Raw genomic sequence first — 17,168 nt, 5'->3', positions numbered from 1 at the left:
AAGGTGTTCCGCCCGAACCGGGACGTGCGGTTCTCGAAGGACAAGCGGCCCTACAAGGAGCACTGCGGGGCGGTCATCGGGTTCCGATCGGGGACGGCCCGTGCCGGCGTCTACGTCCAGGTGAGCGCGGAGGGGCTCCACGCGTCGACCGGGTACTGGGAGCTGTCACGCGACCAGATCGAGCGCTTCCGCCGCGCCGTCGACGACGTCCGGACCGGTGGCGCCCTCGTCGAGCTGGTCGCCGCGGTTCGCGAGGCGGGGTACGAGGTGGGAGGTTCGGCGTTGAAGCGCGCCCCGCAGGGGATGGACCCGTCGCACCCGCGCATCGAGCTGCTGCGCCACAAGCGGCTGACGGTGTCGCGCAGCTGGCCCGTCGAACCGTGGGTCCACACGCCGGAGAGCTACGACCGGGTCGCCGCGACCTGGCGGGCAGGTGCGCCCATCTGCGACTGGCTGGAGCAGCACGTGGGCGCAGCCACCGAGCCCCGTCGACCGCGTGGTGGCTGAACCGTGGCGACGATCGCAGCGTGGGCCCGTCCGTCCCGGAGCCCGCGGTGGAGTCGCTAGCGTCCGCCCCCGGATGAGGAGCTGCGCGTGACGACCATCGTGCTCGTCCGGCACGCGACGACACCCGCGACGGGTCACCGGCTCGGCGGTTGGACGCCCGGTGTCCACCTCGACGAGGGGGGTGTCGCCCAAGCCCAGGCCGTCGCCGACCGTCTCGCGTCGTTGCCGATCGCGGCCGTCTACGCCTCGCCGCTCGAACGGACCCAGGAGACCGCCAAGCACGTCGCCAAGGTCCACGGTCTGCGGGTGCGCACGCGCAGGGCCATCGGCGAGGTCGACTACGGGGATTGGACCGATCGCCCACTGAAGGAGCTGCGCCGCGAGAAGCTCTGGAAGGTCATCCAGGCCACACCATCGCGGGTGACGTTCCCGGGTGGTGGATCGATCCGCGGTGCCCAGCAGCGCGCGGTCGATGCCCTCGAGTCGCTCGCGGCCGAGCACGGTGACGACACGATCGTGGTGGTCAGCCACGCCGACGTGATCAAGGCGGTGCTGGCCCACCTGCTCGGGATGCCGCTCGACACCTTCCAACGGCTGCACATCGCCCCCGCCAGCGTCAGCGTCGTGCACCTCGCCGACGGTGCGCCGCCGGTCGTGTCCCGCATCAACGACAGCGGTCCTCTGTCGGCGAGCCGAGGCACCGCCGGGAGACGGCCCACCCGCCGCGCGGACCGCACGACGGGGGGTGCAACCTCGTGATCGACATCGAGCTGACCGAACCGCACCACGTGACCGCCGGTTCCACCGGTGTCCCGGGGGACCGCACGTTCTTCGTGCAGGCCCAGGACGCGACCGAGCTGGTGACGCTCGCGTGCGAGAAGACCCAGGTGGCCGGTCTCGGCGAGCTGCTCGCCCAGCTGCTCACCCGCGTCGAGGATGCTCCGGCCACGGACTGGGACCGTGCCGCGATGGAGCTGCGGCCCCCGATCGACCCCCGGTGGCGGATCGGCGCGATCCAGGTCGGCCTCGATCCCGAGCGCGGCCGCTTCGTCCTGGAGTTCGTCGAGCTCGACCTCGGTGATGATCTCGGTGCGGTCGACGAGGACGCCGACCTGCTCGAGGTGCGCATCTGGGCCGACCAGGATCAGGTCCGCCGGTTGGCTGCCCACTGCGCCGAGGTGGTCGGTGAGGGCCGTCCTCGTTGCAAGCTCTGCGGCCGCCCGACCGATCCCGACGGTGGACACGTGTGCCCATCGACCAACGGGCACGGGAAGCTGTCACGCTGAGGTGAACCTCGATGCGGACGCACCCGACCAGCCACCCTCCGAGGAGGAGTTGGCGAGGCGCATGCGGACGGCGACCTTCGAGGTCATCGGCCGGTTCGCGGACGCATCCAACGCGACGCTGCTGGTCCGCCTGACCGACCGCGATGCGCGCACCCTCGCGGAGCTCGCGGAGGAGCTCGGACGGGACCCGGAGCTCGACGACCTCGACCCGTCCGACCTGGCGGTGCACAAGCCGCGGCGAGGTGAGTCGCCGCTGTGGGACTTCCCGACCGGCACGCTCCACCTGCGGGAAGCCGCCGCCTACGAGGTGTCCGCGGCCCTCGGGTGGGATCTCGTCCCGGTCACCGTCGTGATCGACGCGGGACCGTTCGGAGCGGGGAGCCTGCAGCGGTACGTCCCGCACGACCCGGCGCACCACTACTTCCACCTGCTCGAACGCGGCGACGAAGCGGTGCTCGAGCAGCTCCGCGCCATGGTCGTCCTCGACGCCGTCATCGACAACGCCGACCGCAAGGGTGGGCACGTGCTGCTCGAACGGTCGACCGAGCGCGGTGGTCGCCTCGGCGGCCAGGTCCGGTTGGTGGACCACGGCGTCAGCTTCAACGTCGACCACAAGCTCCGCACGGTCGGCTGGCACTTCGCGGGCGAGCCGGTGCCGCACTGGCTGCGCACCGACGTGGCCACGCTCGCGGATGAGCTGTCGGACGGTGCCCTGCGTGACCGGCTCGGACGGCTGTTGACCGGCGCAGAGCTGGCGGTCCTCGCGGAGCGGGTGGGGGTGGTGGCCGCACGTGAGGTCTTCCCCGAGCCTGGCGGCCGTCACCCCTTCCCGTGGCCGATGCTGTAGCTCCGCCCGGGCTGGGCCTGCGCCGATGGCTCGTCTCCACGGGACCTCGAGCCGACGAGCCACAGGTCGGCGCTCCGCGGACCGACGACCTCGGCGAGCACGGCCGACAGGTCAGCGGCGATCCGGTCCGGCTCGACCTGGTCCCGCAGCTGTCGTGAGAACCGCTCGACGGTCACCTGGGCGTCGTACCGGCTGCGGTGGAAGCGCCGGTCCACGAACCGCTGGACCCGGTCGCGGACGGGGCGGAAGACCGAGGCGAGCAGCAACGTGGTGATGGCAACAACGAGCCGGTTCTCGATGATCGGGGTGGCCGCGACCTGGCCGAGCGCCTGCTGCAGCACCACGACGAACAGCAGGTAGACGCCACCGAGCAGGCCCGTCGCCGCGGCGTAGACGATCGTGCGGTTGAGCAGCCGCTCGATGTCCCACAGCCGGTAACGGAGCAGGCCGGCGAACAGCGCCATCGGGATGAGCGCGAAGGCGGGTTGGAAGTAGCGGTAGAGCGTGACGGGAGCCTCGGGAAGGTGACGTCCGGCGAACGTGGTCGAGGTTCCGGTCACCCCGTGCGTGGCGAGGAAGAGGACGCCGAACACCACCGACGGCAGGAGCGCCCAGAACAGCAGCCGCGCCTGCGCATGCCTGGTCTCGTCGCCCGGCCTGTGGAGCCGGTAGCCCTGCGCGGCGGTCCCCACGACCGGGACCATCACGCCGAAGAACAGCAGGAGCGCCGCGGGTCGTGCCGTGCCCTCGACCCGGATCGACAGGTACACGGCGGCGATCGTGACCCCGAGGTAGAGCCCGGCGATGGCGCTCGGCCGCCACCGTGGGACGGGACGGCCGTCGGGGAAGAGCAGGAGGGCGTAGACGTACGCGAGCCCGGCGATGGTGTGCGCGCCCGCCTGCGCCACGGATCCGGCCGCCGTCAGGGGCAACTGTTCGAACGCGGCCTGCGCGGTGAGGTTGAACACGCCGGCAGCGCCGACGAAGGCGGTCGCGAGCAGGCGAGCACCCCAGTGCCGGGGCCGGAGCCAGAGCAGCAACGCTGCCAGTCCGAGGTGGGTGACGCTGAAGACGGTGTCGACGGTGATCTGCAGCCCGGAGGGGACCCCGTGGGCAGCGTCCGCTGCGCGCAGGGCGATGCGGGCGAGCTCACCCCCGCCGAGGGCCCGCACGTGCATCGCCTCGTGGACGGCGGGGATCGCAGACGCGAGGACCGCGAGCAGCCCCTGGCCCAGGACGAACAGGCCACCGAGCAGGTAGACCGCGAAGAGGACCTAGAACGCCCCGTCCGCGCCAGGCGGTGAGGTCCGTGTTCCGGTGGGTGCGGACACCGTCACTCCGTCACGCGCAACGTCCCGACCATCGGCGGGTGGATCAGGCAGGCGTAGCGGTAGGTCCCCGGACGTGACACGCGGACGGTGTAGTCGAGGTACGGCTCGGCGTAGACCACGCCCGAGGACCAGAACCCGTCGCCGTCCCACGTGCCACCGTCGATGACCATCGGTTCCGGGGGGCCGTCTTCGCCGTCCTCGCCGGCCTCGCCGTCCTCGCCGGCCTCGCCCGGCCCACCAGGCTCCGGCAGCGGTGGCGCACCACCGGCCGGCGCGTACGCCGCCTCGTTGGACTGGACCTGCCCGTCCTCGCTGAACTCGACGATGGGCAGGTACTCGGGCACGTCGAAGCTGATCGAGTGTCCGCCGAACATGCGCCACGTGACCGGTTCGTCCACCCGAGCCTCGATCACCGCGGGCAGGAACTCGTTGACGATGCCGTCGGTGGCTTCCTCGTCCAGCAGCCCCGCGTAGTTCCAGTCGTGGTCCTCTCCCGCGTACGAGTACCGCCCCTGGAGCGCCTCGTTGAAGGTCTGCTCGAACGGTTCGACCACGGCGGTGACCGCCTCGCGCAGCTGCCGAGCGTTCTCCTCACGCGGTGGGATCGGCTGGTCCTCGGGGACCACCTCGACGACCCCGCTCTGGAACGAGCCGTGCACGGCGCAGTAGAAGCCGTAGGTGCCCGGGGCGATGTCCTCGGAGAGGGTGAACTCGAAGGTGTTCCCGCTCGGGCCCTCGTAGGGGATGATCCCGCTGTTGTAGTAGGTCTCGGTGCCCTCGAACGGCGGCAGCTCCTGCTCCTCGCACGGCGCCATGGTGTCCTCGGGTACCTCACCGTCGGTGATGAGACACGGCTGCGCGAGCGCCTGCGGCATGGGCGGCGTGAAGGACGGCGTGGCTGCGTCGTCGCGCTCGTCGTCGGGCACATCAGCGGTGACGTTGGTCGCGGCCGCGTCGGGGTCGTCGGACGGATCCTCGTCCTCCCCCTCCTCCGGCGGGCCGCCGTACCACGACGGCAGCGAGGACTCGGCGGCGAAGTACTCCTCGAGCACCTCGGGTGGGACCTCGTGATCGGGCCGGTCGCCGTACTCCGCGATGAGCGGTCGGGTGATCTCGAGCACCTCGGTCACGGCCGTGCCGAAGGTGACGGTGTGCGGTTCCCCGGTCCAGTGCTGTTCGAAGCTGATGGTGTCGCCCGGGTGCGCCCGCACCTCGTCGGGGAGGAAGAGGATGAACTGTGTCGCGAACTCGTCGTGCTCGTCGTCCACGAGCACGGTCGCGACCGGCTCGGACCCTTCCGAACAGCTGGCGATCAGCAGACCCGCACCGGCGAGCACCAGCGACCCCCGCAACGTGTGCGCGTTCCCCATGCGTCTCGCCTCCCGCACCCTGGGCGTCGCCGCGCTCTCCCCCCGGATGCGCGCGGCTGCGTCCCTCGCTCCGACCAGGAGCAGCCTGATGGACGGCCGTTACGGAGTCGTTACCGTGTGCGTCCTGGCACACCGCGCGGTCGCCTTCCGACGGGGAACGCGCACCCCACACCGATCGAGCTGGACGAGGTCCGGGCTCGCTCCGATCAGCGCAGGTCCGATGGCCACCTACCGCGAGCAGGGCATCGTCCTGCGCACCTACAAGCTCGGCGAGACCGACCGCATCGTCCACCTCTTGACCCAGGGGCGGGGCAAGGTGCGGGCGGTCGCCAAGGGTGTGCGTCGTCCGGGGAGCCGTTTCGGTGGGCGCCTCGAGCCCTACAGCCACGTCGACCTCCAGCTGTACGAGGGCCGCAACCTCGACACCATCAACCAGGTCGAACTCATCGCCCCGCACGCGGCGGTCCGGGCCGATCACGGGCTCTCCGCCGCGGCGGCCGCCATGTGCGAGCTGACCGACCAGATCGCCCAGGAGGGTGAGCGGGACAACGCCCTGTTCCTGCTGCTCCGCGCCGGCCTGCAGACCTTGGAGGCAGGCCCGCTCGAGCCGGCGGTCTTCGTCGACGCGTTCCTGCTCCGGGCCTCGTCGATCGCCGGGTTCCGGTGCTTCGCGGGGGCGTGCGCGATCTGTGGTCGCCCCGGCCCGCACGCGTTCCTGTCGGTCAAGGTCGGTGGCACGCTCTGTCCCGATCACGCGCCGACCGGGACGCGTGCGGTCGGGCCCGAGGTCGTGGCGTTGCTCGACCTGCTGGTGTCGCCGGGGGAGTGGGCCGCGCTGCCGGGTGCGGTCGCCGCTGCGCCGGACGCCCACCGGATCGCTGGGTCCTACGTGCGGGCGTTCGTCGAGCACCACCTGAACCGCCAGCTGCGCAGCTACGGCCTCGTCCCGAGGTGACCCACGGGCCGGCTGGGGGTGCCCGATGGCTACGCTCCGGGCCCCTCCTCGAAGGTGCTGAACGTGCATCCCGTCGACGCCGATCGCGACCTCGTACCCGGCCACGTCGCGATCATCATGGACGGCAACGGTCGGTGGGCGAACCAACGCGGCCTGCCGCGCAACGACGGCCACGAGGCTGGTGAAGCTGCGCTGTTCGACACCGTGGAGGGAGCGATCGAGCTCGGCATCCGCGAGTTGACCGTCTACGCGTTCTCGAGCGAGAACTGGAAGCGTCCCGCGTCCGAGGTGAAGTTCCTGCTGAACTTCAACGAATCGTTGCTGCTGCGGCGCGCCGACGAGCTGCACGAGCGCGGCGTGCGGGTGCGCTTCATCGGCCGCCGCGGTCGCCCCGTGCCGCGGCGTCTGGTCAAGCTCATCGAGTCGACCGAGGCGCTGACGGGCGACGACGAGCGCATGACGCTGCGCATCGCGTTCAACTACGGCGGCCAGCACGAGATCGCGGACGCGGCCAAGGCCGCAGCGGAGGACCTGGCGTCGGGTGAGCTCAAACGCATCGACGCACGCGCGATCGAGGCGCGGCTGTACGACCCGGGGATGTCACCGGTGGACCTGCTGGTGCGCACCTCCGGCGAACAGCGGTTGTCGAACTTCCTGCCGCTCCAGGCGGCGTACGCGGAGCTGGTGTTCACCGACACGCTCTGGCCCGATTTCGACCGGCACGAGCTCGCGCGTTGCGTCGCCACCTACCAAGCCCGGGAGCGACGCTTCGGTCGTGCGGTCGACAAGGTCATCACCATCCGCGGCTGATCGACGTGGTCACGGCCGGGGGAGGGCCAGCCCGAGGCTCGAACCGAGGTCGTCGAGGATGCGGTGCGTCAGCCCCCAGATGACCCGATCCCGGTGGGCGATGCCCGGGAAGGGGACACCGACCCAGCGGCGCCGGACCACGTTGGCCGGGTCGTAGAGCCACGACAACGCGATCCAGTCGGCGGCCGCCACCTCGCTGGGTTGCGGACGGAGCGCCGGCCGGTCGTCGAGCCCGAACACGAACGCCGCCACCATCCCCTTGCTGACACGGCCCCGCTGGTCGGCGAGGCGGCCGATCGGTTCGCCGACGTCCAGCCCGACCTCCTCGGCGGTCTCCCTGGCTGCGGTCGTGGCGAGGTCGGGGTCCGCGGGTTCGCGCTTGCCTCCCGGCAACGCCATCTGGCCCGACCACCGGTCGCCCGGCCGGACGACGCGTTCGATGAAGGCGATGTCGAGACCGGCTGTACCCGGGGCCAGCACCACGGCGACCGCGGCCTGCCAGGGGTGAGCCGGATCGGCGGGAGCCCGGTCGTCGGCACGGGACGCCAGCTGGGCGGCGACCTCATCGAGGGTCACCTCGGCAGCGGGACGCACGTCAGGCTGCGAGGTCGGAGCGTCCGCGGCGGAGCTCGTCGCGCAGACGCGCGAGCCGACGGACGGCATCGTCGGGGCTGACGGGTGCGGCGCCGAGGGCGACCTGTCGGGCGACGATCCGGGGTTCGGCCCGACGCAGCGCGAGCCCGCGACGCAGGAGCGTCAACGGTGGCTTGCGCCCCTCCCGCAGGTCACGGGTCAACCGCCGGCAGAAGGTGAGGTTCGGCCGCAGCGTCAGGCACAGCGCGTCGGCGAGGACACCAGCGTCGCGGCACGCCCCGACCAGCTCGGCGGCGAAGATGCCCTCGGCCACGACGAGCGGCGCGTCGCCCACCTCGATGCGGTGCACACCGGTGGTCCGGCTCGTCGGGATGTCGTAGACGGGGAGCTCGACCGTGCCCGTCCGCGCGAGCTCCACCAACGCGGTGAGCGCGCGATCGGCGTGCCAGGATCGAGGGTCGTCCCAGTCCACCAGCCGAGCACCGCTGTGGCCAGGCAGGTCCCGGTGAGGCAGCGCCGCGTCGTCGCCGTCCCGGTAGAAGTCGTCGAGCGCGATGGTGGGGAGCCCGAGACGCTCTGCCAGCGTGGACTTGCCCGATCCGGAGGGGCCGGCGAGGAGCACGATGCGCGTCCGCACCGTCGGTGCGTCCGGATCATCGGTGCCGGCGTCGGTCGGACGCAGCCGGTGGGGAGAGGTGTCCATCGGCCGGCAGGGTAGTGGTCGTCAGCCGCGCCTCGTCCCGAGCCGCTGCGCCAGCACGTCCTCGAGCGCGGCGACCAGTTCGGGCACATGTTCGGTCGGGAGGGCCGCGGTCGTGATGCGGACGGCGGGCTCCGCGTCGATCCGGAACGGCTCGCCGGCCTGCACGGCCCACCCGCGTGCGGCGAGTCCCTGGACCACCGGGACCTCCTCGGCGACCGGGACCCAGACGTTCAACCCGCTCACGCCGTGGGCCGCGATCTCGCGCTCCGCGAGCGCGTCGATGAGGGCGTCCCGGCGTCGCCCGTAGGTCGCGGCGGCGTGGTCGAGGGTCCCGTCACGGCGGGCACGGTCCCAGGTGTCGGCGGCGAGCTGCTGGATGAGGTGGCTGACCCACCCCGTGCCGAGCCGCTGACGACCGAGCACGCGAGCCACGGTGTCCTCGTCGCCGGTGACCACGGCGACGCGCAGGTCGGGGCCGAGGCCCTTGGCGACGCTCCGCACGGCCACCCAGCGTTCCCGGGACGGATCGCTCAGCGGGTGCAGCGGTGGTCCGGCGACGGCGGCCGCGTGGTCGTCCTCGATGACCAGCACGTCGGGGTGGTCGTCGAGCAACGCACGGAGCGCCCGTGCTCGCTCGGCTGAGATCGCCGCTCCCATCGGGTTCTGGGCCCGCGGCACGACGAGCAGCGCGTGCACGCCACGGTCGAGCGCCGCCGCCAGGCCCTCGGGGGTCGGCCCATCGTCGTCGACGGCGACCGGGACGGGGATCAGCCCCATCGCGCGCGCGAGGTCGATGGACCCGACGTAGCCGGGATCCTCCACCGCGATGCGGTCGCCGACGCGGAGGTGCACCTCGAGCACGCGCTCGATCCCGTCGAGCCCGCCGCTGACGACGGCGAGGTGATCCGTCGGGAGGCCGTCGCCAGCCAGCGCCGTGGCCGCGAGCGCGAGCAGCCGCGGGTGACCCGGCGCTGCGCCGTAGAGCCGCGGGCGTGGATCGAGGTGCTCGATGGCCGGAGCGAGGTCCGGCAGGAGCGCGGGGTCGGGGTTCCCGGAGGCGAGGTCGATCGACCCGGGGGGGATGGGTGGTGCGAGCCGGACGCTCAACGGCGGACGGTGGCCGACCACGGTCCGCGACCGGTCGTGGCTGACGAGCACCCCCCGCTGGCGCAGATCGCGGTACGCGGCCGCCACGGTGGTCGGGGAGACCTCGAGCGTGCGCGCCAACGCGCGGACCGAGGGGACCGGCTCACCCGGCTGGAGGGCCCCGCTGATCACGCCGTGCTCGACCGAGCGGATGATGGACGCCGCGGAGGAGCCACGTATGGCATACTGTCCGGGTTGCTGTGTTGTGTCAGTTCGCATAACTGTACCGTAACAGATATCGAGCCCGAGGGGGAGGTGACCGTGGACCCCGTGACACCGGAGCTGACCCGCGTCCGTCGCGTCCCGGACGACAAGGTGGCCGCCCTCCGCGTGCTGACCGAGCACGTCGTGCCAGGTCGATGGGCCGAGGTGCGGTGGCCCACCCCCTCGGAGCTGCGGGCCACCACGGTCCTGCGTGTGCCGCTCGACACGGCCGTGGCCAAGGTGCGCGACGGCGGCGTGAGCGATGAGCCGAGCGATCTCGACCTGCCGGTCTGGGCCGGCATCGTGCCGCTGCTGACCGCCCTCGGCGACCCGGAACCGGACGCTGCGCTCGATCCGGCGCTCGCCGCGTCGATCCCGACGGTCGCCACCGACGGACGCCGACGACGAGGGGCGCCCGCGATCCGCTGAGACCGCCGCGCCCGCCCCGCCACCTCCGCCCCGCCGGACCACCCGGCGGCGATCCATCCCGGTGCTCGACGCGCCCACCCCACCCCCGAGATCTTCGTGCCGAACGTCCCCACGCCCGTCCGCGCGTTGCCCCGCGCCCCCATCGACCTGGCGCCCCGTCTGTTCGAAGGACCGCGGCGCGGCCCCTCGCGCCCACCCGTCCGGCCGTCACCGCTGCGGTGGGCACTGCAGGTGTCCCGGCAGGTGGCGCAGCGCGGACGCCTGGTGCCACACGGTGGCAAGGTCCCCGCCGCGCTCCTCACCGTCTACGTCGTGTGGGGATCGACGTTCCTGGCCAACGGGATCGCCGTCACCACGATCCCGCCGTTCCTGATGATGGCCGCCCGCTTCTCGCTCGCCGGCGGTGTCCTGTACGTGCTCGCGATCCGTGGCGCCGCCCTGCGACCGACGTTGCGCCAGTGGTGGTCCGCGGTCGTCACCGGCTCCATGCTGCTGGTCGGCGGAACGGGTCTGGTGACCGCCGCGCAGGTCCACCTCGGCTCCGGCACCGCAGCCCTCCTGTGCGCCACCGTCCCGCTGTGGCTGGCGTTCCTGGCCCGGGTGCGGTTCGGTGAGCGGTTGAGCGCCCGCGCCTGGCTCGGCCTCGCGGTGGGGCTCGCGGGTGTCACCGCGCTCGTGGACCCCTCCGGCGGCAAGATCGTCCCCACGCTCGTGGTCCTCGCCGGGTCCTTCTCGTGGGCGGCCGGCACCCTCCACAGCCGGTCGGCGGACGCACCGGACGAACCGTTGCTCGCGTCGTCGATGGAGATGCTCGGCGCTGCCCTCGGGTTCGTCGTGGTCAGCGTGGCGATCGGTGAGCCGGGCCGTTTCGACCTCGCCGCCGTCGACACGAGCTCCCTGGTCGCGCTGGCCTACCTCGTCACCGCCGGGTCGATCGTCGCCTTCACCGCGTACCGGTGGCTGCTGCGGAACGCCTCGACGGTCCTGGTCGGGAGCTACGCCTACGTCAACCCGCTCGTGGCGGTGGGGCTCGGCTGGGCCTTCGCAGGTGAGCTGGTGACGGGTCGAACGCTGCTCGGAGGCGCGATCGTGCTGGCCTCGGTGGTGTTGCTCATCACCGGTCGCCCCGATCAGCCGGTCCCGGCGCAGCCCACCTCGGGTGGCGACGTCTTCGCCGGGGAGCGGCGCTGGCACGACGCGCGCCGCACGGTCGGCCGCCTCCCCGCTGCGGCGCGGCTCTACGTCCGTCCGGGAGCCGCGCCGTACCGACCCGTCCGGCGCGACCTGCCCGACCTGCCCGACGACGTCGGTTGAGCCGTGCGGATCACAGGCCCTTCGGGTGCCAGACGGTCTTGGTCTCGCAGAACGCCACGATCCGGCGTGGACCCCGCGGGACGCCGGTGAAGTCCGGCTCCTCGGGTTCGGCCGGCAGGATGCGCTTGACGTTCTCGGCGGCGGCGACCTCGAGCTCGGTCGCATCGCGGCCGGCCCAGCCGGTCAGGTCGATGGCGTTGACGTCGAGGTGCGACGCGAGGACGGGTGCGAGCTCCTCGGTCCGCCCGGTGAGCAGGTTGATGACCCCGCCGGGGACGTCCGAGGTGGCGAGCACCTCGCCGAGCGTGACGGCCGGCAGGGGACGTTGCTCGCTGGCGACGACGACGACGGTGTTGCCCGACACCACGATGGGTGCGACCACGGCCACGAGCCCGAGCAGCGACGAGGTCTGCGGCGCGAGCGCAGCGACCACGCCGGTGGGCTCGGGGACCGACAGGTCGAAGTAGGGGCCGGCCACGGGGTTGGCGGTGGAGTGCACGGCCTGGAACTTGTCCGACCAGCCCGCGTACCAGACCCACCGGTCGATGGCGGCGTCCACCTGCGCGGTGGCCTTCCGGGCGGTCAGCCCCTCGGCGGCGGCGACCTCGGCGACGAACTGGTCGCGGCGTCCCTCGAGGATCTCGGCCACCCGGTACAGGACCTGGCCACGGTTGTAGGCCGTCGCCGCGGCCCACCCCGGTTGCGCGGCGCGTGCGGCGACCACCGTGTCCCGCACGTCCTTGCGCGACGCTCGCGACGCGTTGGCGAGCAGGCCGCCCTTGGCGTCGACGACCTCGTAGGACCGGCCGGATTCCGAGCGGGGGAACTTCCCACCGACGTAGAGCTTGTAGGTCTTCCTGACCTCGAGTCGCGGACCGCTCATCGGTGGGGTTCCTCCTGGAGGTAGGACACGAGCCCGTGGCGGCCGCCCTCGCGACCGAAGCCGGACTCCTTGTAGCCACCGAACGGGCTGGTGGGGTCGAACCGGTTGAAGGTGTTGGCCCACACCACGCCGGCACGCAGCTGGTCGGCCATCCACAGGATGCGCGACCCCTTCTCGGTCCAGACGCCCGCCGACAGCCCGTACGGGGTGTTGTTCGCCTTGGCCACGGCCTCGTCGGGGGTGCGGAAGGTGAGCACGCTGAGGACCGGCCCGAAGATCTCCTCCTGCGCGATCCGCGAGCTCTGCCCGACCCCGGTGAAGATCGTCGGACGGAACCAGAAGCCGCTGGAGGGCAGCTCGCACTCCGGCGACCACCGCTGCGCCCCCTCGTCCTCGCCGGCTTCGACGAGCGCCTCGATCCGTGCCAGCTGGGCGGCCGAGTTGATGGCGCCGATGTCGGTGTTCTTGTCGAGCGGATCGCCGAGCCGCAGGGTGCCGAGCCGCTGCTGGAGCTTGTCGACCACGAGGTCGTGGACCGACTCCTGCACGAGCAGACGCGAACCGGCGCAGCAGACGTGGCCCTGGTTGAAGAAGATGCCGTCGACGATGCCCTCGATCGCCTGGTCGATCGGCGCGTCGTCGAAGACGATGTTCGCGGCCTTGCCGCCGAGCTCGAGCGTGAGCCGCGTGCCCGTCCCGGCCAGCTGCCGGGCGATGGCCTTGCCGACCGCGGTCGAACCGGTGAAGGCGACCTTGTCGACATCCGTCTGGGCGACGAGCGCCGCGCCGGTGTCGCCAGCACCCGTCACGATGTTGACCACACCCGGGGGCAGGTCGGCCTGCTGGCAGACCTCGGCGAACAACAGCGCCGACAGGGGGGTGGTCTCGGCGGGCTTGAGCACCACGGTGTTCCCGCACGCGAGCGCGGGCGCGATCTTCCAGGCGAGCATGAGCAGCGGGAAGTTCCAGGGGATGACCTGGCCGCACACGCCGAGCGGGCGCGGGTCGGGACCGAGCCCGGCCCAGTCGAGCTTGTCGGCCCAACCGGCGTGGTAGAAGAAGTGCGCCGCAGCGGTCGGCACGTCCACGTCGCGGGTCTCGCGGATCGGCTTGCCGTTGTCGATCGACTCGAGGACGGCGAACTCGCGTGCCCGTTCCTGCAGCAGCCGGGCGATGCGGAACAGGTACTTGCTGCGCTCGGTGCCCGTCAGCTTCGACCACGGGCCGAACGCCTTGCGCGCCGCCTTCACGGCGCGGTCGACGTCGCGTTCGCCGGCCACCGCCACATCGGCGAGGTGCTCCTCGGTCGCTGGCGAGATGGTCGCCATGCTGCCGCCGTCGTCGGGGTCGACGAACTCGCCACCGATGAACAACCCGTAGGTGTCGTGGATGGTGGCCAGATCGCGAGCCTCGGGGGCTGGCGCGTAGTCCCAGGTCGGCGTGATCAGGTCGGGGACCGTCTCGGTGGAGGTCATGTCGGTCTTTCAGTCAGTCGGTCGTCACGCGCTCGGGGCGCAGATCAGTCCAGGGTGACGCGGTCAGCGGACCAGTACTGGCCGGTGCGCTGCTTGGCGCGCTGCATCAGCAGGTCGTTGAGCAGCGACGACGCGCCGAAGCGGAAGCGGTCGGGGTGCAGCCACGCCGGGCCAGCGATCTCGTGCACGAGGACGAGGTACTTGAGGGCGTCCTTGGCCGTCCGGATCCCACCCGCGGACTTCACCCCGCGATGCTCGCCGGTGAGCGCGTGCCAGTCCCGGACGGCCTGCAGCATCACGGCCGTCACCGGGAGGGTCGACGCGGGCGAGACCTTGCCGGTGGAGGTCTTGATCACGTCGCCGCCGGCGGCCAGCGCCAGCCACGACGCCCGACGGACGTTGTCGAGCGTGCGGAGCTCGCCGGTCTCGAGGATGACCTTGAGGTGGACGTCGCGGCCCGCCGCTGCGCCCGCTTCGTCGCAGACCGCCTTGATCGCCACGATCTCGTGGAAGACGCGGCCGTAATCGCCCGACAGGAACGCCCCGCGGTCGATGACCATGTCGATCTCGTCGGCCCCCGCCTCGATGGCGTCCGCGGTGTCCCGGCGCTTGATGTCCAGGCTCGCGCGGCCCGACGGGAACGCGGTGGCGACCGAGGCGACGTGGATGTCGGTGCCGGCGAGGGCGTCGGCGGCCACCGCGACGCGGTCGGGGTAGACGCAGACCGCGGCCACCTGGGGGCAGTCGGGGTCGGACGGATCGGGTCGCCGTGCCTTGGCTGCCAGCGACCGGACCCGGCCCGGCGTGTCGGCACCCTCGAGCGTGGTCAGGTCGACCGCCGAGATGGCCAGGTCGAGCGCCCAGATCTTGGCGTCCTTCTTCAGCGAGCGGGTGCCGAGCTTGGCGACCCGGTGCTCGAGGCCCACCTGGTCCACACCCGGCAGACCCTGCAGGAAGCGCCGCAACGCGGTGGAGGAGGTCGCGATCTCCTCCAGGTCGGTGGGGTCGCCGGGGAGGACGAGGGAACGGGACATCGCTGGGCCGATCGGTGGTGGAACGTGGCCTCGGTGAACGTCCGAGCCTACCCGCGGGCGGTACGTGGCCGCTGCGGTCCCCGAGCCCTCAGCTCCCCGCGTGGGCGGCGCGCTCGACGATCCGGTGGACGAGCGCGAGCTTGTCCAGGACCGTCGGCGGCAGCACGAACGGGTACAGATCCCCGTCCCCGAGGCTGCGGCTGACGGCGTTGAGCGCGAACGACAGGGGCAGCCACGTGGCAGAGATGTCGTCGAAGCTGGTCGGGTCGACCGCGACCGGATCGGCGACGTAGGCGTCGCCGACCGCCTCCTCGGGACCGTCGACGCGGAGCCGGTAGGCGGCTGCCGTCTCCAACGTGGCCCGGATGTGGAGGTAGTGGGCGAAGGTCTCGGCCCAGTCCTCGGCCGGGTGCATCGTGGCGTACTCGCTGACGTGGTCGGTCGCCCAGTCCAGTGGGGGGCCGTCCGCGTAGTGCCGGTCGAGCGCCGCCTGGTAGTCGGCGGTCTCGTCGCCGAACCGGTCGCGGACCTCCGGCAGGTCGTCGTCGTGCACGAGCACCGTGAACAGGTGGTGGCCGATCTCGTGGCGGAAGTGACCGAGGACGGTCCGGTACGGCTCGCGCATCCGGGCCCGGACCTGCTCACGGTGGACGGTGTCGGACTCCGCGAGATCGAGGGTGATGACCCCTCCCGCGTGGCCCGTGGTGACGGGTGTGTGATCGCTGGCGAGCAGGTCGAAGGCCACCCCGGTCCCGGTCGCCTCGTCACGCGGTTCGAGGTCGAGCCCGAGGGAGCGGAGGTTGAACAGCAGCCGGCGCTTGTGGGCCTCGGCTTCGGCGAACGCGGCGAGCGCCGCCGCGTCCCCGTCGGCGGGTCGGGTTCGGGTCAGCCGGCAGCTCGCGCAGAGCTCGCCCGGTGTTGCGGCGAGCCAGTTGCACGCGGCGGTCCTGGACGCCGCGCAGCGACGCTGGCCGTCGTCCGCGACGACCATCCGGAGCGCGTCGGGGTCGAACGCCAGCGGGGCGCCGCACCGCAGACACGCGCTGTTGTGGAAGAAGATGAGCTGGCCGCAGCGCTCGCAGGAGAAGGCGTGCACGTGGGTCCGTCCCGGTCGGACCGCGGACGGTCCCGCGGAGGACGCGACGGTAGGCCACCGTGATGTTGGACGGACTAGCCCATCCGGTCGGCGGCTACCACCCGGACGGGCCATTGTCGCCTCCCCATCGGCGGTTGAAGATGCGGGCGACCGGGACGGGGCACGTCTCGGCTGAGACTGCGTCGACGAGGCGGGTGGCCGTGGAGCTGGTGCTCGAGGTCCTCGACCGCACGTTGACGGCGACCTTCGTCATCGTCGGGCTCTGGGCCCTCCGGACGTGGCGCCGACGTGGCGACGAGCAGAGCAAGTGGCTGGCCGTGACCTTCGGCTCGCTCGCGGCCCTGCTCCTGGTCGGCTTGGCCCTCGAGTTCGAGGACCTGTTCTCGCCCCGCGCCGTCGAGTGGATCGGGCACGGTCAGATGGCCGTGCTCGTGGTCTTCCCCTACCCGCTGCTGCGCTTCCTCGACGCGTTCGAACCCGTCGCCGACCGGTGGAAGCGCGTGGTCGGCGTCACCGTGGCGCTGACGGCGATCGCCGGGACGCTGATCACCTACCCCGAGCCCGAGGATCCCTGGACCCCGGCTTTCACCGCGTTCCTCCTGGCCGTGGTCGGCACGTGGGTGACCGTCCTCCCGGTGGTGGGATGGCGGTTCTGGCGTGCGGGATACCACCAGCCGACCCTCGCCCGCCGCCGGTTGCGGCTGCTCGGCGCCGCCGTCTGGACGCTCAGCCTGGTGCTCGTGCTCATGGCCGCCAGCTCCGCGGCCGAGGACGAGCTCACCTTCGCGGTCCTGGTGTTCGGCGTCGTCGCGGCGCTGCTGCTCCTGGTCGGGTTCCTCCCGCCGCGCTGGTTGCGGCAGCTGTGGCGCCGCCCCGAGGAGCAGGCGCTGCACGCGGCGGCCCTGGAGCTGCTCGCCGCGCGGGACGCCGGGGACGTCGCGCGGGTCCTCGTCCCGCACCTGCGCCTGGTCGTCGCGGCCCGAGGTATCGCGCTGGAGCACCGGGGTGAGCTCGTCGGTTCCGACGGCGTGACCGCCCCGATGCTCGGCGCGCCGGATGGCCAGGGCCCCGACGCGCTCCAGCAGCCGCTCTCGAACGGGCGGATCCTGGTCTGGACCGACCGGTACACCCCGTTCTTCGGCGCCGAGGAGCTGCAGCTGCTCGAGCGGACCGGGTTGCTGGCC

18 protein-coding genes are annotated in these 17,168 nt (G+C 72.3%); 9 read left to right on the top strand and 9 right to left on the bottom strand.

Features of this window, described 5'->3' with window-relative positions:
• From WEB03_RS08730 to WEB03_RS08715, 4 genes are all read left to right on the top strand, one after another.
• The coding region (locus tag WEB03_RS08730) for a DUF2461 domain-containing protein (RefSeq protein ID WP_368070564.1) at positions 1 to 507 on the top strand (507 nt) is incomplete at its 5' end.
• Positions 508 to 594: 87 nt separating this feature from the next.
• Entirely contained in the window at positions 595 to 1,266 is a 672-nt protein-coding gene (locus tag WEB03_RS08725; RefSeq protein ID WP_368070563.1) for an MSMEG_4193 family putative phosphomutase, read from the top strand.
• Positions 1,263 to 1,793 carry a DUF3090 family protein gene (locus WEB03_RS08720; RefSeq protein ID WP_368070562.1) on the top strand — a complete coding sequence of 177 codons (531 nt, stop codon included), beginning with the start codon at positions 1,263 to 1,265 and terminating at the stop codon, positions 1,791 to 1,793. The genes WEB03_RS08725 and WEB03_RS08720 overlap by 4 nt, the downstream gene beginning before the upstream one ends.
• A gap of 61 nt (positions 1,794 to 1,854) precedes the next feature.
• Positions 1,855 to 2,640: an SCO1664 family protein gene (locus WEB03_RS08715; RefSeq protein ID WP_368070561.1), complete on the top strand. Its 786-nt coding sequence runs from the start codon at positions 1,855 to 1,857 to the stop codon at positions 2,638 to 2,640.
• Here WEB03_RS08715 and WEB03_RS08710 read toward each other — a convergent pair.
• Together WEB03_RS08710 and WEB03_RS08705 are read right to left on the bottom strand one after the other, a co-directional pair.
• Positions 2,613 to 3,818, bottom strand: coding sequence for a hypothetical protein (locus tag WEB03_RS08710; protein ID WP_368070560.1), 1,206 nt, complete (start codon positions 3,816 to 3,818; stop codon positions 2,613 to 2,615). The genes WEB03_RS08715 and WEB03_RS08710 overlap by 28 nt on opposite strands.
• A 155-nt stretch (positions 3,819 to 3,973) precedes the next feature.
• Positions 3,974 to 5,341 carry a hypothetical protein gene (locus WEB03_RS08705; protein WP_368070559.1) on the bottom strand — a complete coding sequence of 456 codons (1,368 nt, stop codon included), beginning with the start codon at positions 5,339 to 5,341 and terminating at the stop codon, positions 3,974 to 3,976.
• Positions 5,342 to 5,561: 220 nt separating this feature from the next.
• Here WEB03_RS08705 and recO point away from each other — a divergent pair, with 220 nt between their 5' ends.
• Positions 5,562 to 6,296 (top strand): DNA repair protein RecO, encoded by a 735-nt coding sequence (recO, locus tag WEB03_RS08700; RefSeq protein ID WP_368070558.1) that lies wholly within the window; start codon positions 5,562 to 5,564, stop codon positions 6,294 to 6,296.
• Positions 6,297 to 6,359: 63 nt separating this feature from the next.
• Complete coding sequence (gene uppS, locus WEB03_RS08695; protein ID WP_368070557.1) at positions 6,360 to 7,106, top strand: polyprenyl diphosphate synthase; 747 nt, start codon at positions 6,360 to 6,362, stop codon at positions 7,104 to 7,106.
• Positions 7,107 to 7,115: 9 nt separating this feature from the next.
• On the opposite strand, the gene WEB03_RS08690 is transcribed toward uppS, so the two are convergent.
• Genes WEB03_RS08690 through WEB03_RS08680 form a run of 3 tightly spaced genes read right to left on the bottom strand, consistent with a single transcriptional unit; the run spans position 7,116 to position 9,768 of the window.
• Positions 7,116 to 7,700: a CoA pyrophosphatase gene (locus WEB03_RS08690; RefSeq protein WP_368070556.1), complete on the bottom strand. Its 585-nt coding sequence runs from the start codon at positions 7,698 to 7,700 to the stop codon at positions 7,116 to 7,118.
• 1 nt (position 7,701) lies between these two features.
• On the bottom strand, positions 7,702 to 8,403 hold the full coding sequence (locus WEB03_RS08685) for a uridine kinase (protein WP_368070555.1): 702 nt from the start codon (positions 8,401 to 8,403) through the stop codon (positions 7,702 to 7,704).
• A 21-nt stretch (positions 8,404 to 8,424) separates the two neighbouring features.
• Positions 8,425 to 9,768, bottom strand: a complete 1,344-nt coding sequence (locus tag WEB03_RS08680) for an aminotransferase class I/II-fold pyridoxal phosphate-dependent enzyme (RefSeq protein WP_368070554.1) — start codon at positions 9,766 to 9,768, stop codon at positions 8,425 to 8,427.
• Between the two features lie 36 nt (positions 9,769 to 9,804).
• On the opposite strand from WEB03_RS08680, the gene WEB03_RS08675 reads away from it, so the two are divergent.
• Both WEB03_RS08675 and WEB03_RS08670 read left to right on the top strand, forming a co-directional pair.
• Positions 9,805 to 10,182, top strand: a complete 378-nt coding sequence (locus WEB03_RS08675) for a pyridoxamine 5'-phosphate oxidase family protein (protein ID WP_368070553.1) — start codon at positions 9,805 to 9,807, stop codon at positions 10,180 to 10,182.
• A 96-nt stretch (positions 10,183 to 10,278) separates the two neighbouring features.
• Positions 10,279 to 11,496, top strand: a complete 1,218-nt coding sequence (locus tag WEB03_RS08670) for an EamA family transporter (protein WP_368070552.1) — start codon at positions 10,279 to 10,281, stop codon at positions 11,494 to 11,496.
• A 10-nt stretch (positions 11,497 to 11,506) separates the two neighbouring features.
• Here WEB03_RS08670 and WEB03_RS08665 read toward each other — a convergent pair whose 3' ends face one another.
• From WEB03_RS08665 to WEB03_RS08650, 4 genes are all read right to left on the bottom strand, one after another.
• Complete coding sequence (locus tag WEB03_RS08665; RefSeq protein WP_368070551.1) at positions 11,507 to 12,379, bottom strand: aldehyde dehydrogenase family protein; 873 nt, start codon at positions 12,377 to 12,379, stop codon at positions 11,507 to 11,509.
• Positions 12,376 to 13,854: an aldehyde dehydrogenase family protein gene (locus WEB03_RS08660; protein WP_368070550.1), complete on the bottom strand. Its 1,479-nt coding sequence runs from the start codon at positions 13,852 to 13,854 to the stop codon at positions 12,376 to 12,378. Before WEB03_RS08660 ends, WEB03_RS08665 begins: the two co-directional genes overlap by 4 nt.
• Before the next feature lie 44 nt (positions 13,855 to 13,898).
• Positions 13,899 to 14,888 (bottom strand): deoxyribose-phosphate aldolase, encoded by a 990-nt coding sequence (gene deoC, locus WEB03_RS08655; RefSeq protein ID WP_368070549.1) that lies wholly within the window; start codon positions 14,886 to 14,888, stop codon positions 13,899 to 13,901.
• A gap of 88 nt (positions 14,889 to 14,976) precedes the next feature.
• Positions 14,977 to 15,984 (bottom strand): putative zinc-binding metallopeptidase, encoded by a 1,008-nt coding sequence (locus WEB03_RS08650; RefSeq protein ID WP_368070548.1) that lies wholly within the window; start codon positions 15,982 to 15,984, stop codon positions 14,977 to 14,979.
• A 194-nt stretch (positions 15,985 to 16,178) separates the two neighbouring features.
• Here WEB03_RS08650 and WEB03_RS08645 point away from each other — a divergent pair.
• Positions 16,179 to 17,168, top strand: a 990-nt coding sequence (locus WEB03_RS08645; protein WP_368070547.1) for a hypothetical protein, incomplete at its 3' end; no start/stop codon positions are given.

Origin of the sequence: Nitriliruptor sp., assembly GCF_040882075.1 — a bacterium.
GTDB lineage: Bacteria > Actinomycetota > Nitriliruptoria > Nitriliruptorales > Nitriliruptoraceae > Nitriliruptor.
This window is presented reverse-complemented; position numbering and strand designations above follow the sequence as displayed.

What these genes read in the sequence shown, in the direction of transcription:
- WEB03_RS08715 (WP_368070561.1), top strand. Translation starts at nt 1,855, where the DNA reads ATGCGGACGGCGACCTTCGAGGTCATCGGCCGGTTCGCGGACGCATCC.
- deoC (WP_368070549.1), bottom strand. Translation starts at nt 14,888, where the DNA reads ATGTCCCGTTCCCTCGTCCTCCCCGGCGACCCCACCGACCTGGAGGAG.
- WEB03_RS08665 (WP_368070551.1), bottom strand. Translation starts at nt 12,379, where the DNA reads ATGAGCGGTCCGCGACTCGAGGTCAGGAAGACCTACAAGCTCTACGTC.
- WEB03_RS08685 (WP_368070555.1), bottom strand. Translation starts at nt 8,403, where the DNA reads ATGGACACCTCTCCCCACCGGCTGCGTCCGACCGACGCCGGCACCGAT.
- WEB03_RS08705 (WP_368070559.1), bottom strand. Translation starts at nt 5,341, where the DNA reads ATGGGGAACGCGCACACGTTGCGGGGGTCGCTGGTGCTCGCCGGTGCG.
- WEB03_RS08680 (WP_368070554.1), bottom strand. Translation starts at nt 9,768, where the DNA reads ATGCGAACTGACACAACACAGCAACCCGGACAGTATGCCATACGTGGC.
- WEB03_RS08660 (WP_368070550.1), bottom strand. Translation starts at nt 13,854, where the DNA reads ATGACCTCCACCGAGACGGTCCCCGACCTGATCACGCCGACCTGGGAC.
- recO (WP_368070558.1), top strand. Translation starts at nt 5,562, where the DNA reads ATGGCCACCTACCGCGAGCAGGGCATCGTCCTGCGCACCTACAAGCTC.
- WEB03_RS08710 (WP_368070560.1), bottom strand. Translation starts at nt 3,818, where the DNA reads ATGCACGTGCGGGCCCTCGGCGGGGGTGAGCTCGCCCGCATCGCCCTG.